The organism is Bacillus sp. iso_77, assembly GCF_056173625.1.
On record NZ_CM149683.1, the window covers coordinates 1541924 to 1557196 of the forward strand.

Here is a 15273-nt window from a genome sequence, read left to right on the forward strand (position 1 = left end):
GGAGGATCATTATTATGGCGTTACTACAAAAAACAAGGATTATTAACTCGATGCTGCAAGATGCAGCGGGGAAGCCGGTTAATTTTAAAGAAATGGCAGAAACATTGAGAGATGTCATTGATTCAAACATTTTCGTATTAAGCAGAAGAGGGAAGCTTCTTGGCTATTCGATCAACCAACAGATTGAAAATCCGCGTATGAAGAAAATGCTTGAAGACCGTCAGTTCCCTGAAGAATATACAAAGAGTCTATTCAACATCCCTGAAACATCTTCAAATCTTGACATTAACAGTGAGTATACAGCTTTCCCGATTGAGAACCGTGATTTATTCCAATCAGGTTTGACAACGATTGTACCAATCATCGGAGGCGGAGATCGCTTAGGGACGTTAATCCTTTCTCGTTTGCAAGATACATTCACAGATGATGATTTAATTCTTGCTGAATACGGCGCAACAGTTGTTGGAATGGAGATCCTTCGTGAGAAGTCAGAGGAAATCGAAGAAGAAGCAAGAAGTAAAGCAGTTGTCCAAATGGCGATTAGTTCTCTTTCATATAGTGAGCTTGAAGCCATTGAACACATCTTTGAAGAACTTGATGGCAACGAAGGGCTTCTAGTGGCAAGTAAGATTGCAGACCGTGTAGGAATCACTCGTTCAGTGATCGTAAACGCACTGCGTAAGTTAGAAAGTGCAGGCGTTATTGAATCACGTTCTCTTGGAATGAAGGGAACATACATCAAAGTATTAAACAATAAATTTTTAATTGAACTTGAAAATTTAAAATCTCACTAATCAGAAAACCCCTTTTCGGCCGAAATAAATGTTGAAAAGGGGTTTTTTGTATGAAAAAAGAGGATTTGTCCGAAAAATGACACTCTTTTTCCCAAGAAACCCCTTACAATTCTGTAGTGCTTTGAATCTAGGCCTTTATACCTATTCGTAAAATAGATATATATTACGAGTTTTTTTTACAATTACATCATAGACTTTAATCCTATTATTTCTTACAATGAACATATGGTTTTACAAATCTCGACATGATTAAATGGAATGAAATACATATGATTGGAGGTATATGGTTTTGGATATATTTTCTGGAACGATAAGCAACCTTGAGAATGCCTTGGGCAGAGCGAATGTTAAGCAAAAAGTCATAAGCAATAATATCGCGAATATAGACACACCGAACTACAAGTCTAAAAAAGTTGCATTCCACGACATGCTAAATGATGCGTCAATCAAATTAGATGCTAAAAAAACATACCAAGGTCACATTGATTTTTCTAAAACAGGGTCTAATTATTCAGTTGTTTCGAGTAACCGTACTTCTTATCAAGAAAACGGAAATAATGTCGATATTGATCAAGAGATGAGTGAACTCGCTAAAAACCAAATTCAGTATAATGCGTTGGTTGAAAGAATGAGCGGAAAGTTCAATTCTCTTAAAACAGTTTTGACAGGAGGTAAGTGATGTCGATTTTTTCAGGCGTGAACGCTTCGGCCTCAGCATTAACAGCACAGAGGCTCAGAATGGACGTTGTATCCTCTAACCTTGCGAATATGGATACAACAAGAGCTAAACAGGTTGATGGCAAGTGGGAGCCTTATAGACGCAAGCTCGTCACATTACAGCCGTCAGGTGAATCATTTTCATCTATATTGAACTCAAGCATGAATTCGAGCGGCAAATTAGGAAACGGCGTCAAAGTAACAAAAATTACTGAAGACGAAACTCCATTCAACCTTCAATATGATCCTACAAATCCCGATGCCAATGAAAATGGATATGTTCAAACACCAAACGTTGATCCATTAAAGGAAATGGTTGATCTCATCAGCAGCTCAAGATCATATGAAGCAAACGTGACTGCGCTGAATGCGAATAAAAGCATGCTGATGAAAGCTTTAGAAATAGGAAAGTAAGGTGAAAAGAATTGGTTAACGCAATATCTCCTTTCCAGCTTCAAACCGCTCAGCAAGCAAGTGAATTGACGAATGCATCGTCTGTGCAGGCAGCTGCACCTAAAAGTCAAACGAATTTCTCTGATGTGCTGAAGAATTCCATTGAGGCATTAAATCAATCACAGCTGAAATCAGACCAGTATACGAATGCTCTCGCACAAGGGAAAGATGTCAATCTCGATGAAGTCATGATTGCTTCACAAAAAGCGAGTGTGACACTCACAGCTGCAACCGAGTTTCGGAATAAAGCAGTCGAAGCGTACCAAGAGATTATGAGAATGCAGATGTAGGAGGTGCTGGTGGACAAAAAATAGACTGAATGGAATGACCGGGGGTTAAGATGAATCGTACTTTAATGCAATTAAGAACAAAAACAGTTGAGTTTTGGCGAAATCGATCAAAATTACAAAAAATACTCATGATTGGCGGCGTAGCTGCCCTAGCAATCATTATTACGGTTGTTAGCATCTTTGCTTCTTCTGAAAAAATGGTTCCGTTGTTTAGAGATTTGTCTGAGGCAGAAGCAGGACAAATCAAACAGGAACTGGATGGCAAAAACGTTAAATCGGAACTTGCAAATAACGGAACGACGATTTTAGTTCCAGAAAAGCAAGCAGACACTTTAAAAGTAACACTTGCATCAGAAGGACTTCCTAAAACGGGGAATATTGATTACTCCTTCTTTGCGAACAATTCCGGCTTCGGTTTAACAGATAATGAATTTGATGTTCTGAAAGTAGACGCAACTCAGACAGAACTATCCAATCTGATCAACACGATTGATGGGATTAAAGATTCAAAGGTTATGATTAACCTGCCAAAAGATTCCGTTTTTGTTGGAGAAGAGCAAAGTAATGCATCAGCATCAATTGTGCTGCAAGTTCAACCAGGCTACACGCTTACTCAGCAACAAGTAAAAGGCCTTTATCATCTTATTTCAAAAAGTGTGCCGAATTTAAAAACAGAAAACATTGTCATTATGGACCAAGATTCCAACTACTATGACTTAAACAGCAGCTCAGATTCCTATGCAAGTGGAATGGATGCACAGCAGCAGAAAAAAGAGGAGATTGAAAAGAATCTTCAACGAAAAATTCAACAGCTGCTTGGAACGATGATGGGTCAAGAGAAAGTTGCCGTATCGGTCACTACAGACATTGATTTTACTGAAGAAAAAAGAAAAGAAGATCTTGTCGAACCAGTTGATCAAGAAAACATGCAAGGAATTGCTGTCAGCGCTGAAAAGATTGCTGAAACTTATTCAGGCAATGGCGCAGCAGCTGGAGGCACCGCTGGAACAGGTGACGATGATGTCACAAATTATCAAGGCGCCGATGGAACGAACGGAAGCGGAGATTACGAAAAGAGCGAAGATCGTATCAATTATGAAGTCAACCGCATTCATAAAGATATCAAAGAAAGTCCTTATAAAATCAGAGACGTTGGCATTCAGGCACTGGTTGAACCGCCTACTGCAAACGATCCGAATTCATTAACTGCTGAAAGGCAGGATGATATCAAAAAAATTCTTTCAACCATCATCAGTACATCGATTGATAAAGAATACACAAACGGTCAAGCGCTCACTCAAGCTGACTTAGATAACAAAATCGTTTTATCTGTATCAAAATTAGACGGTAAACAGCAAACGGCAGCAGAAAACCCTTCAAACAATATTCCAATTTGGGTTTATATTGTTGGCGGTGTGCTACTACTTGCCATTATCGCTCTCATTATCCTTCTCGTACGTAAGAGAAGAAAAGATGAGGAAGAAGAGTTTGAGTTTGATGAACGTACACCAATTCATGTTCCTGATATCGATACTGAGCCAGAAACAGAAGAAATGGTGAGAAAAAATCAGCTTGAAAAAATGGCAAAAGATAAACCAGAAGACTTTGCTAAATTGCTACGCAGCTGGCTGTCCGAGGATTAGGAGGAATACACATGTCGAGAAAAGATCCAAATCGACTAACAGGCAGACAAAAAGCAGCAATCCTAATGATTTCCTTAGGGCTAGACGTGTCAGCATCTGTATACAAACATCTGTCTGAAGACGAAATAGAAAAATTAACATTAGAAATTTCAAATGTAAGAAGTGTAGATACTGCTAAAAAAGATGAGATCATCGAAGAATTTCACAGCATTGCCATCGCGCAGGACTACATATCACAAGGTGGCCTTATGTACGCAAGACAAGTGCTTGAAAAAGCGCTTGGTGAGGACAAAGCGGACAGCATCTTAAATCGCTTAACATCCTCACTTCAAGTGAAACCATTTGATTTTGCTAGAAAGGCTGACCCAGAGCAAATTTTAAACTTTATCCAGCATGAGCATCCACAAACCATTGCGCTCATTCTTTCCTACCTAGATCCAGTACAGGCTGGACAGATTTTATCTGAGTTAGGCGAGGAAGTACAAACCGAGGTTGCAAGAAGAATTGCTTTAATGGACCGCACATCTCCAGAGATCATCAATGAGGTGGAACGTATTCTTGAACAAAAGCTTTCTTCAACCTTTACGCAAGATTATACCCAAACGGGCGGAGTCGAAGCGGTAGTCGAAGTACTGAATGGTGTAGATCGTGCAACGGAGAAAACCATTTTAGATACACTGGAAATTCAAGATCCTGAGCTTGCTGATGAAATTAAGAAACGTATGTTTGTCTTTGAAGACATTGTTACTCTTGATAGCAGAGCCATTCAGCGCGTGATTCGAGATGTTGAAAATGACGATTTACTACTTGCACTCAAAGTGGCAAGCGAAGAAGTCAAAGAAATTGTCTTCCGCAACATGTCGCAACGTATGGTCGAAACGTTCAAAGAAGAAATGGAGTTTATGGGACCTGTCCGGCTTAGAGATGTCGAGGAAGCACAGACTCGTATTGTCAGCATCGTAAGACGACTTGAAGAGGCTGGAGAAATCGTCATAGCTCGAGGTGGAGGAGACGATATCATTGTCTAGGATTATCAAACATGAAACATCTGTTATTCCTGAACAAGGCCGTCAAACCATTCCCTTGCAGCAAGTGGAATTCAAAAGAGAACATCACGAAGAAGAGCTTGTCAACGAGACAGAAGCATCTCAGCTTGTATTAAGTGATGCACAAGATGAAGCAAGCCGTATTTTAGAACAAGCAAATCGTGAGCTGGAACAAACAATGGCTGAAATCAATAAGCGGCGAGCTGATTTTGAAGCAGAAAGAGTACAGCTCATTGAAGAAGCGAAACAAACAGGATATCAAGATGGTTTTCAAAAGGGCGAAGCAGATGCGAATTTACAGTATCAATCGATTCTTGATCAAGCGAATGACATTGTCAGCCTTGCAAAGCAGGACTATGAAGCAAAAATCGAAAGCTCTGCTGAAGAAATTGTCGAACTTGCGTTTGAGCTCGCTAAACGAGTATGGAATGCAGCTGAGGACACAAAAGAACAATTTTTAACGCTAGTGAAGCAGGTCATTTCAGAAGTGAAGGAATATGACGATATTTCCATCTATGTCGACCCTGCACATTACGAACATGTGATGGAATATAAAGACGAATTAAATAGAATCCTTCAAAAGAATACACATCTTGCCATTTACTCGGATGAAAAAGCACCAAAAGGTACTTGTTACGTCGAAACAAGCTTTGGAAAAGTGGAAGCGAGTGTTGATACCCAAATGAATCAGTTAAAAGAAAAGTTATTAGAAGTCATTGATTCAGGTGATCACAAATGAACATAGATGTGCTAAAAGAAACGATTGAAACCGCCGATCCCTATAAACGTTTTGGTAAAGTCAATCGAGTTGTTGGACTGATGATCGAGTCCAAGGGGCCAGAAAGCTCAATCGGTGATGTATGTCTTATTCACAAAAAAGGGAGTAAGAATCATCCGATCAAAGCAGAAGTCGTTGGCTTTAAAGATGAAAACATTTTGCTCATGCCCTACGTAGAAGCCTCTAACATCTCACCAGGCAGTCTTGTTGAAGCAACAGGTGAGTCGTTAAAGGTCAAAGTAGGAACTGGTTTAATCGGGCAGGTTGTTGATGCCTTCGGTGATCCACTGGACGGCAGCATGCTTCCTAAAGGACTTGCACCTGTCTCAACAGAACAATCTCCTCCAAACCCGATGGACAGACCGCCTATTCGTGAAAAAATGGGCGTTGGTGTCAGAGTGATTGACAGCTTGCTCACAGTCGGCACTGGTCAAAGAATTGGCATATTCGCGGGAAGCGGTGTTGGTAAAAGTACCTTGATGGGGATGATTGCCAAGCAGACAGAAGCGGATCTCAATGTCATTGCACTTGTTGGAGAGCGTGGACGTGAAGTTCGCGAGTTTATCGAAAAAGATTTAGGAGCTGAAGGACTGAAGCGTTCGATTGTTGTTGTCGCAACTTCAGATCAGCCAGCACTGACAAGATTAAAAGCAGCCTATACTGCAACAGCTATTGCCGAATATTTCAGAGACAGAGGCAAAAATGTCATGTTTATGATGGATTCTGTCACAAGGGTCGCCATGGCACAGCGGGAAATAGGACTTGCAACCGGTGAACCGCCAACAACAAAAGGATATACGCCTTCAGTGTTCGCTATACTGCCAAAATTGCTAGAACGAACTGGTACAAATCAACTTGGTTCCATCACAGCGTTTTACACAGTGCTTGTTGATGGTGACGATATGAATGAGCCGATCGCTGATACAGTGCGGGGGATTTTAGATGGCCACATAGTACTTGATCGTGCACTGGCCAACAAAGGACAGTTTCCAGCTGTCAATATTCTGAAAAGTATCAGTCGTGTCATGAGTAATATCGCAAGTCATGATCACAAGGAAGCGGCTAACCGGTTCCGCCAGCTTTTATCCACATATCAAAACGCTGAAGACCTCATTAACATTGGAGCATATAAAAAAGGCTCCTCTAAAGATATTGATGAGGCCATGCAAGCTTACCCACAACTGATTTCATTTTTGAAGCAGGACGTTGAAGAGGCTGTATCGATTGAAGACAGCGTGAGGATATTGCTCAGTTTGATGAATAGAGAGGATTGACAAAAACAGTGAGATATCAATACAAATTTCAAAAGCTCTTAGAATTGAAAGAAAGTGAAAAAGACAAATCACTCGCAGCGTATCAACAATCCGTTTCGGCATTTGAGCAAGCCGCTGAAAAACTCTATGAAAATATGAGTAAAAAAGAGCTAATGGAAAAGAGCAAAGAAGAAAAGCTGAGAAGTGGGATGAGTGTTCAAGAAATGCGTCATTATCAGCAATTTGTGACGAACTTAGATAACACCATTCATCATTATCAGCAGCTTGTGATCATGAAACGCCATCAAATGAATGAAAAACAATCTGATTTAACTGAAAAAAATATTGAGTTTAAAAAGTTTGAAAAAATGAAAGAAAAGCAATTTGAAAAGTTCTCCCTTGAACATAAGGCAATTGAAATGAAAGAAATGGATGATATCTCTATCAGCCAATTCATGTTTCAAGGACATTAGGAGTCGAGATGAATGCCTAAGAAGGAAAAAACAAAGGAATCAAGCGGCGGCGGTAAATTTCAATGGATCTTGTTTATTGTCATTATCCCATTGGTTGTGCTTGTGATTGTAACGGGCACAATCCTTTATATGGCAGGTTATGATCTAAAGAAACCGCTCCAAAACATTCCAGGGATTAGCAGCTTGGTTGGATCAGATGACACATCAAAAACGTCATCTTCAAATAACGATCAACGTGATACAGAGTTGAAAGCGTTGAAAAAGACGATTAAAGAACAAGAGAATGAACTTGAAATTGCTCAAAAAGACTTGAAGACAAGTGATGAAGAGATTAAACGATTGAATCAAAAAATCAATTCACTTGAAAAAACATCTGATAAAGAGAACACGTCAGCAAGTGACAGTTCATCAAACAGTACAACATCAAGTAATAACGCATCAGGATCTTCAACTGATTCGTCAGCATCTTCTAATCAGCAATCAAAAGGAAAGGTCGCCAGCATTTATGAAAGCATGGATGCAGGAAAATCTGCCAAAATTCTATCAGAGCTAAGTGATAAAGAGGCTTTGAAGATCCTTGAAGAGCTGAGTAAAAATAAGCTGACGGACATATTAGCAAAACTGACACCTCAGAAGGCAGCAACGTTCACGAAGGAGCTTGCCAAAAAAGAAGAAAGTGAAAATGGAGGTGGACAATAAGTGAAGCTATTGGACATTGGAGCCTTACAGCAATCTTCCCAAGGTCTCTCGGGACTAAAGGGAGAGGGGGCAGTATCTGCTCGCGGCCTGTTTAAACAATTGTTAAATGGCGCAGGTATTCAAAGTGGTCCAGCTATTTCTCAGCCAGCGGAAACCAATCTATCCATGAATGATGCGATGCAAATCATTGAAAAATGGATGCAATCACCTGAAGAAGGAATAGATGGAGATCTTCTTGCGGCACTTCAGGCGCTGCAAGGGCAAAAGCTTGAGGGGGCTGACTTAAAGTCACTTGAAGAGCTATTTCAAAAGATGGAATCGGTGATCTATGGCGATCAGGATGAGAAGCCAGTTGCTGAACATAGTGAACAGCTCATACAAGTCCACTTTTTCTTATATCAAATACTGAATCAGCAGCCGGTGAGCTTTGATGCAAAACTTGTACAGGATATCCAAGCAAAAGGTGAAGATTTCATCAAGTTTCTAACGAAAAACGGAGCAGATGAAAAGCTCATTCAACAAGTAAAAGAGCAGTTCTTCTCGCAAGGATCGGCACCTAAGCTGAATAATATGTCGCAAAGCGAGCTGAAACACTTTAATCAGTTAATCGATCATATGATGGCGAATGCGAAAGGGTCAGATAAAGAGTGGAAAATTTCCTTAGGAGAGTTAAAAGAAATGGTTGCTCCAAGGCAAGAATCTTCCTTCTCATCTCCAGCAAAAGGTGCTGCCTCACTTGAATGGCTTATGAAAAAAGAAGTCACCAAAGGTCAAGGCACTACGGCACCTGCTTCTGAAAAAACAATCACCCATACGCTGCTTCCAGGGCATAAACAGTTCTTCCAACTGCAATCAGCTGCTCCTGTGCAGCAGACGCAAACAACTGACGAAAAGCCAGGCACGGTTGATCAGCAGATTTTAAATACGTGGAAACAAATGAAGTTCACACCATTTGGCAATTCAAGCGGACGGTTTACCGTACGATTAAATCCAGAAAATCTAGGGTTTATTACCATCCAGCTAACGAAACAAAACGGGATGTATGCGAGTAAAATTACAGCTTCAACTCAAGCAGCAAAAGAGCTGCTCGAGCATCATCTGCCGCAGCTCAAGCAGGCGCTACCGAATATGTCGGTTCAAGTTGACCGTTTCCATATACCGCTTCAGTCAAATGAGCAGCCGTCTTTTGGACAATTTAATGAGGAAGGCAAGCAGCAGCCATCAAAAGGACAAAGTTTCCAGCAGCCTGAAGAACAGGAAGCTGAATTCCAAGATGTACTAGATGCGCTTGTTGGATCAGAAGAAGAAGAGGAGGAGATCTAATGGCAACTGTTGATGCGACGAATAGAACAGCCGCACAAGCGGACACTTCTTCAAACGCAGCAAAGAAAACAGATACACTTGGCCGAGATCAGTTCTTGAAAATCTTACTTACGCAGCTTCAAAACCAAGATCCGACAAACCCGATTGATGACCGTGAGTTTGTCACACAGCTTGCAACATTTTCTTCTTTAGAACAGCAAATGAATATGAACGAATCTATCACTCAAATGAATCAGATCATGTCTACATTTGTTGCACACCAAGATCCATTTACGACATATGTAGGATGGATTGGTAAAGAAGTAGCGGGCAAACAAGATGATAAAGACATATCTGGTACTGTGAAGTCTGTGAAAAACATAGACAATGAATACTTCCTATATTTAGAAGATGGAACGAAAATCAGCCCATGGGATGTTACAACTGTTGGAGAAAAATCGTAAGCAAATCGAGGAGGAAAATAAATGTTACGCTCACTTTACTCAGGAATTAGCGGAATGAAAAACTTCCAAACAAAATTAGATGTTGTAGCCAATAACGTGGCCAACGTCAATACACATGGATACAAAAAAAGCCGTATCACTTTTAAAGATATGGTCAGTCAAACCATTGCAAGTTCTGGTGGACCGACGAATAACTCTGGTTCAATCAACTCAAAACAGGTTGGTTTAGGATCAGCTTTATCTTCTATTGATAAAGTCATGTCACCGGGATCTTCTCAAAATACAGATGAACCTTACGACTTCTATATCAATGGAGATGGATTTTTCCGTATTGAAAGTCAAGGAGAAGTTCTTTATACAAGAACAGGGAACTTTAGACGTGACTCGGAGGGGAATTTAACCACTACTGATGGAAATTACCTTCTTGGAATGAATGGACAAAAGATAACGATTCCAGATGGCATTTCAAGTGTGAGTGTTGGTCCAGATGGAACAATTTCGGTTGTTGAAAACAACGTATCTAGAAATGTTGGACAGATTTCACTCGTATCTTTTAGTAACGCAGCAGGATTAGACAAAGTTGGTGACAACCTTTACCGCCAAACGTTAAGTTCAGGTGCACCAAGTAATCCTATCGTTCCTGGTGAACAAGGAACTGGCGTGATCCAAACAGGTAAACTTGAAATGTCAAACGTTGATTTAACAGACGAGTTTACAGAAATGATTATCGCACAGCGTGGATTCCAATCGAATGCAAAGACGATCACAACATCTGATGAAATTCTGCAAGAACTTGTGAATCTGAAACGATAGGAGGTAGGGGGAGCGGTTTATCGCTTCTCTGCTTAATATGATTGAAGTGACAAGATTAAATGGCAAAGGATTTATGCTCAACGCTCTCCATATCGAGCAAATCGAAAGCTTTCCAGACACGACCATTACACTCGCCAATGGAAAGAAATTCGTTGTGAAAGAAGATGAAGAGCAGCTTCAGGAGAAAATCATTTCTTTCTATAGAAAAATCCAAGTCATTTCATTGAATCAAGGAATAGAGGAGTTTGAATGAAGAAGAAATTAGTCGTAGTAATGCTAATCATGATTATTGCTATCGTCGGAATTGGAGCAGGTATTGTCTTTCTGGTGAATGGGTCAGACGAAGCAAAAGCAGAAAAAGAGCCAACAGCAGATGAAGTCGTAAAAGCTTCTGTTGAAATTCCTGAGATTGTGACCAATTTAAAATCTGAAGGAAATGCGGTTAAACTTGTACTAAATATTGAAACTGATTCAGAAAAAGCCAAAGAAGAGCTTGAAAAAAGAAGCTTCCAAGTGAAAGATGCCGTGATTGACATTTTATCAGACACGAATGCAGATGAACTTGATGGCAAAAAAGGCAGAGAACATTTTAAAACACAGGTCAAAAACAAAGTGAATAACTATTTGCAAGATGGCAAGGTGAAAGAAGTTTATATAACCTCCTTTAATCTGCAATAGAGGCGATTAATTGACACGATGGAGGTGAAGAAATGTCAGGAGAAGTGCTTTCCCAGAATGAGATCGACGCATTATTATCCGCCATATCAACAGGCGAAATGGATGCAGAAGAGCTGAAAAAAGAAGAAACGACGAAAAAAGTGAAAGTGTACGACTTTAAACGTGCACTGCGCTTTTCAAAAGACCAGATTCGAAGTTTAACAAGAATTCATGATAACTTCGCTAGACTGCTTACCACACACTTTTCAGCGCAGCTAAGATCATATATTCAAATTTCTGTCAGCTCGGTTGACCAAGTGCCATATGAAGAATTTATTCGTTCGATTCCTAATATGACATTATTAAACTTATTTTACGTCAGCCCGCTTGAAGGAAGAATCATGCTTGAAGTGAACCCAACGATTGGCTATGCCATGATGGATAGGCTGATGGGCGGGATTGGCATTAGTCATAATAAGACAGAATCACTGACAGAAATCGAAACAAAGATTATCTCAAACATGTTTGAGGGAGCTTTGGAAAACTACAGAGAAGCGTGGCAGTCCATAACCGACATCGAGCCAGAAATGGCAGATTTCGAGGTAAATCCCCAGTTTGTTCAAATGGTGTCACCAAACGAAACAGTTGTCGTCATTTCTCTTAACACACAAATTGGTGAGGTAAGCGGGGTTATTAACCTCTGTATTCCTCACGTAGTATTAGAGCCTATTATTCCGAAGCTGTCTGTACACTACTGGATGCAATCTGAACGAAATGAACCGAAACAAGAAGAAACAAAGGCCATTGAAAAACGGATTATGACGGCGAAAATACCGGTAGTCGCAGAGCTTGGACAATCGGAAATGACGGTGGAAGAGTTTTTGAATTTGGAAATTGGTGATTGTATTGCCTTGGACAAACCAGTAAATGCGCCTCTTACTGTTATGGTCGGAAATAAACCGAAATTCTTGGGACAGGCCGGCCGCGTGAATCGGAAACAGGCGATTCAAATTCTAGATCACGACATAAGAGGTGAAGAAGATGGAGAATAACGGAAGTAAATTATCACAAGATGAAATCGATGCGCTCCTTAAAGGAGGCAGCAATGACGATATAGAGCCTGATACACTCCTTTCTGCAATGGAACAAGATGCCATTGGGGAAATCGGAAATATATCATTTGGAAGCTCTGCAACAGCACTTTCAACCCTATTAAGTCAAAAAGTGGAGATTACAACTCCAACTGTCACAGTGATTCAAAAAAGCAAGCTGAATGAGGAATTTCCTCATCCGTATGTTGCGATTGAAGTGAATTATACGGAAGGCTTCAGCGCTAGTAACCTGCTTGTCATCCAGCAAACCGATGCGGCAGTCATTGCGGATTTAATGATGGGCGGAGATGGAACAAATGCTGACCCGTCGTTAAGTGAAATTCACTTAAGTGCAGTACAAGAAGCGATGAACCAAATGATGGGTTCAGCAGCGACGTCCATGTCAACAGTCTTTAATAAAAAGATTGATATTTCTCCGCCTCGCGTTGAGTTGCTTGATGTGAAAGAAGGAGAAGGCACAGACCGCATTCCAGCTGAAGAGATGCTTGTCAAAGTGTCCTTTAGATTAACAATAGGTGAACTCATAGATTCAAATATTATGCAGCTTTACCCTATTACGTTTGCGAAAGATTTGATTGCAGAATTAACAGACCCAGCGGAAGAAGAGCCGGTTCAAGAAGCACCTCAGAGTGCACCTGAACCACAGCAGGCTGCTCCGCAAGCACAATCTGCTCCTATGCAGCAATCGGCACCGCCGAAAAGACAGGCGAAGCCAAAGCCGGCAGAACCAGTCAATGTGGCGCCAGTTGAATTTGAGGCATTTAGTGAGCCTCAGCATACAACAAGTCAGCTCGGTAATCTTGATATGCTGATGGATATTCCACTTTCCATTACAGTGGAGCTTGGAAGAACGCAGCGCAGTGTGAAAGAAGTACTTGAACTTTCCGCTGGAAGTATCATTGAACTGGACAAACTTGCAGGTGAGCCAGTCGACATTCTGGTCAACAAACGAATCGTCGCCAAAGGAGAAGTTGTTGTCATTGATGAGAACTTTGGTGTACGTGTGACTGACATTTTAAGTCAGTCTGAAAGACTTTCTAATTTAAAATAAACAAACATATAGGGAGAGAATAAGTAAATGGCTACTAAGGTATTAATCGTAGATGATGCAGCATTCATGAGAATGATGATTAAGGATATTCTTGTAAAAAACGGATTTGATGTAGTAGGAGAAGCAGAAAACGGCGCACAAGCTGTTGAAAAATTTAAAGAAACATCTCCTGATCTAGTCACAATGGATATCACAATGCCAGAAATGGACGGGATCACAGCATTAAAAGAAATTAAACAAATCGATGCTTCTGCAAAAATCATTATGTGCTCAGCGATGGGACAACAATCAATGGTTATTGATGCCATTCAAGCAGGTGCAAAAGACTTTATCGTGAAGCCATTCCAGGCAGACCGTGTACTTGAAGCAATTAATAAAACGTTAGGCTAAAAAAGGGTGTAAGACTTGTTGAAAAAACGTTTGATATGTATAGCAATGATCAGTTTTATGCTTTTCTTGACAGCGCAGCCAGCCTCACTGTTTGCTGAAACAAAAGATCCTGAAAATGGCACAGTGAATGACTGGCTCAAAGATGAGAAAGAAAGCAAAAAGGATACAGAAAAGAAAACCACTGACAATCAAACGAATCCGGCAGAAGAAGTTCCCTCTTCTTCTGTCTCCATTATGGATTTTGTCAAAATGATTGGTGCCTTACTTTTTGTCATCCTGCTCATTTACGGATTGGTGAGATTTGTTGGAAAGCAAAACCGCTTACTCAAGCCATTTCGCTATGTTGAAAATATTGGCGGAACGACGGTTGGTCAAAATCGTTCAGTTCAGCTGATCAAAGTGGGCAAACGAGTATTAGTTGTCGGCGTAGCAGACTCAATCCAGCTGCTAAAAGAAATCGATGATGAACAAGAATGCGAAGCGATTGTGAAACAATACGAAGAAGCGATGGAAAGTAAGACTGACTTACCGAAAATGATGCAAAAATTAACATCGCAAGTGAAGAAACACGATCAGCCGACCACTTCTTCTTTTTCAGCCAATTTAAAGGCGCAGCTAGCCGAATTGAAAAAGACCCAATCAGAAGTCAGAAAGAAAGGCCCGAAACAAAATGAATGAGTTTATCGATTTATTTAATTCCAGTGGCGCAGGGAATATTAGCACATCTGTCCGTCTTCTTTTATTGTTAACTGTATTTTCAGTTGCACCAGGCATTCTTATTTTAATGACCTGTTTTACACGGATTGTGATTGTTCTTTCGTTTGTCAGAACATCACTTGCAACCAACTCAATGCCGCCAAACCAAGTGCTTGTAGGACTTGCTTTGTTTCTCACATTTTTTATTATGGCACCCACGTTCTCAGAGATTAATAAAGAGGCACTCACGCCGCTTTTAAATGATGATATTACGTTAAATCAGGCCTATGAAAAAGCCGAAGTGCCAATTAAAGAGTTTATGAGTAAACATACGAGACAGAAAGATTTGGCTTTATTTCTTAGTTACGCAAAAATGGATACCCCTGAATCGATTAAAGATATTCCCTTAACGGCGATGGTACCAGCATTTGCAATTTCAGAATTAAAGACGGCATTTCAAATTGGTTTTATGATTTTTATTCCATTTTTAATTATTGACATGGTGGTCGCAAGTGTCCTGATGTCGATGGGGATGATGATGCTTCCGCCGGTTATGATATCGCTCCCTTTCAAAATATTGTTATTTGTATTAGTTGATGGATGGTATTTGATTGTTAAATCTTTGCTGCAAAGCTTTTAGAG

Annotated in this window: 20 protein-coding genes; all 20 read left to right on the forward strand. The window is 40.4% G+C overall.

The genetic code is table 11. The annotated features are described in order from the left end of the window. Nucleotides 1–14: 14 nt before the first annotated feature. Nucleotides 15–794 (forward strand): GTP-sensing pleiotropic transcriptional regulator CodY, encoded by a 780-nt coding sequence (gene codY / locus AC0VYC_RS07825; protein WP_255817008.1) that lies wholly within the window; start codon nucleotides 15–17, stop codon nucleotides 792–794. Between the two features lie 289 nt (nucleotides 795–1083). After that, entirely contained in the window at nucleotides 1084–1473 is a 390-nt protein-coding gene (gene flgB / locus AC0VYC_RS07830) for a flagellar basal body rod protein FlgB (RefSeq protein ID WP_017359092.1), read from the forward strand. Then, complete coding sequence (flgC, locus tag AC0VYC_RS07835; RefSeq protein WP_007499610.1) at nucleotides 1473–1925, forward strand: flagellar basal body rod protein FlgC; 453 nt, start codon at nucleotides 1473–1475, stop codon at nucleotides 1923–1925. The genes flgB and flgC overlap by 1 nt, the downstream gene beginning before the upstream one ends. Nucleotides 1926–1936: 11 nt before the next feature. Further along, nucleotides 1937–2254 carry a flagellar hook-basal body complex protein FliE gene (fliE, locus tag AC0VYC_RS07840; RefSeq protein ID WP_007499609.1) on the forward strand — a complete coding sequence of 106 codons (318 nt, stop codon included), beginning with the start codon at nucleotides 1937–1939 and terminating at the stop codon, nucleotides 2252–2254. Nucleotides 2255–2304: 50 nt separating this feature from the next. Then, entirely contained in the window at nucleotides 2305–3897 is a 1593-nt protein-coding gene (gene fliF / locus AC0VYC_RS07845; protein ID WP_024720350.1) for a flagellar basal-body MS-ring/collar protein FliF, read from the forward strand. A gap of 11 nt (nucleotides 3898–3908) precedes the next feature. Next, complete coding sequence (gene fliG / locus AC0VYC_RS07850) at nucleotides 3909–4925, forward strand: flagellar motor switch protein FliG (RefSeq protein WP_008344808.1); 1017 nt, start codon at nucleotides 3909–3911, stop codon at nucleotides 4923–4925. Next, on the forward strand, nucleotides 4918–5682 hold the full coding sequence (gene fliH, locus AC0VYC_RS07855; protein WP_475389849.1) for a flagellar assembly protein FliH: 765 nt from the start codon (nucleotides 4918–4920) through the stop codon (nucleotides 5680–5682). The genes fliG and fliH overlap by 8 nt, the downstream gene beginning before the upstream one ends. Beyond that, nucleotides 5679–6995 (forward strand): flagellar protein export ATPase FliI, encoded by a 1317-nt coding sequence (fliI, locus tag AC0VYC_RS07860; protein WP_008344803.1) that lies wholly within the window; start codon nucleotides 5679–5681, stop codon nucleotides 6993–6995. Before fliH ends, fliI begins: the two co-directional genes overlap by 4 nt. Before the next feature lie 8 nt (nucleotides 6996–7003). Beyond that, nucleotides 7004–7447 (forward strand): flagellar export protein FliJ, encoded by a 444-nt coding sequence (gene fliJ / locus AC0VYC_RS07865; protein WP_024720352.1) that lies wholly within the window; start codon nucleotides 7004–7006, stop codon nucleotides 7445–7447. A gap of 12 nt (nucleotides 7448–7459) precedes the next feature. Next, the gene (locus AC0VYC_RS07870) at nucleotides 7460–8146 is read left to right on the forward strand and encodes a MotE family protein (protein WP_061419077.1); all 687 of its coding nucleotides are present in this window, start codon (nucleotides 7460–7462) and stop codon (nucleotides 8144–8146) included. Then, nucleotides 8147–9469, forward strand: a complete 1323-nt coding sequence (locus tag AC0VYC_RS07875) for a flagellar hook-length control protein FliK (RefSeq protein ID WP_144678822.1) — start codon at nucleotides 8147–8149, stop codon at nucleotides 9467–9469. Continuing rightward, entirely contained in the window at nucleotides 9469–9912 is a 444-nt protein-coding gene (gene flgD / locus AC0VYC_RS07880) for a flagellar hook assembly protein FlgD (protein ID WP_144678821.1), read from the forward strand. The genes AC0VYC_RS07875 and flgD overlap by 1 nt, the downstream gene beginning before the upstream one ends. Nucleotides 9913–9933: 21 nt before the next feature. Beyond that, a complete protein-coding gene (gene flgG, locus AC0VYC_RS07885) occupies nucleotides 9934–10725 on the forward strand; it encodes a flagellar basal body rod protein FlgG (RefSeq protein ID WP_427243681.1) in 792 nt (263 codons plus the stop codon). A gap of 37 nt (nucleotides 10726–10762) precedes the next feature. Continuing rightward, a complete protein-coding gene (gene swrD, locus AC0VYC_RS07890; protein WP_008344794.1) occupies nucleotides 10763–10978 on the forward strand; it encodes a swarming motility protein SwrD in 216 nt (71 codons plus the stop codon). After that, nucleotides 10975–11403, forward strand: coding sequence for a flagellar basal body-associated protein FliL (gene fliL / locus AC0VYC_RS07895; RefSeq protein WP_007499592.1), 429 nt, complete (start codon nucleotides 10975–10977; stop codon nucleotides 11401–11403). The genes swrD and fliL overlap by 4 nt, the downstream gene beginning before the upstream one ends. A 32-nt stretch (nucleotides 11404–11435) precedes the next feature. Beyond that, on the forward strand, nucleotides 11436–12434 hold the full coding sequence (gene fliM / locus AC0VYC_RS07900; RefSeq protein ID WP_008354483.1) for a flagellar motor switch protein FliM: 999 nt from the start codon (nucleotides 11436–11438) through the stop codon (nucleotides 12432–12434). Continuing rightward, the gene (gene fliY / locus AC0VYC_RS07905; protein ID WP_007499588.1) at nucleotides 12424–13545 is read left to right on the forward strand and encodes a flagellar motor switch phosphatase FliY; all 1122 of its coding nucleotides are present in this window, start codon (nucleotides 12424–12426) and stop codon (nucleotides 13543–13545) included. Before fliM ends, fliY begins: the two co-directional genes overlap by 11 nt. A gap of 27 nt (nucleotides 13546–13572) precedes the next feature. Further along, nucleotides 13573–13935: a response regulator gene (locus tag AC0VYC_RS07910; protein ID WP_003212360.1), complete on the forward strand. Its 363-nt coding sequence runs from the start codon at nucleotides 13573–13575 to the stop codon at nucleotides 13933–13935. Nucleotides 13936–13953: 18 nt separating this feature from the next. Beyond that, a complete protein-coding gene (gene fliZ, locus AC0VYC_RS07915) occupies nucleotides 13954–14613 on the forward strand; it encodes a flagella biosynthesis regulatory protein FliZ (RefSeq protein WP_024720357.1) in 660 nt (219 codons plus the stop codon). Beyond that, nucleotides 14606–15271, forward strand: a complete 666-nt coding sequence (fliP, locus tag AC0VYC_RS07920) for a flagellar type III secretion system pore protein FliP (protein WP_007499580.1) — start codon at nucleotides 14606–14608, stop codon at nucleotides 15269–15271. The genes fliZ and fliP overlap by 8 nt, the downstream gene beginning before the upstream one ends. Nucleotides 15272–15273: the final 2 nt, after the last annotated feature.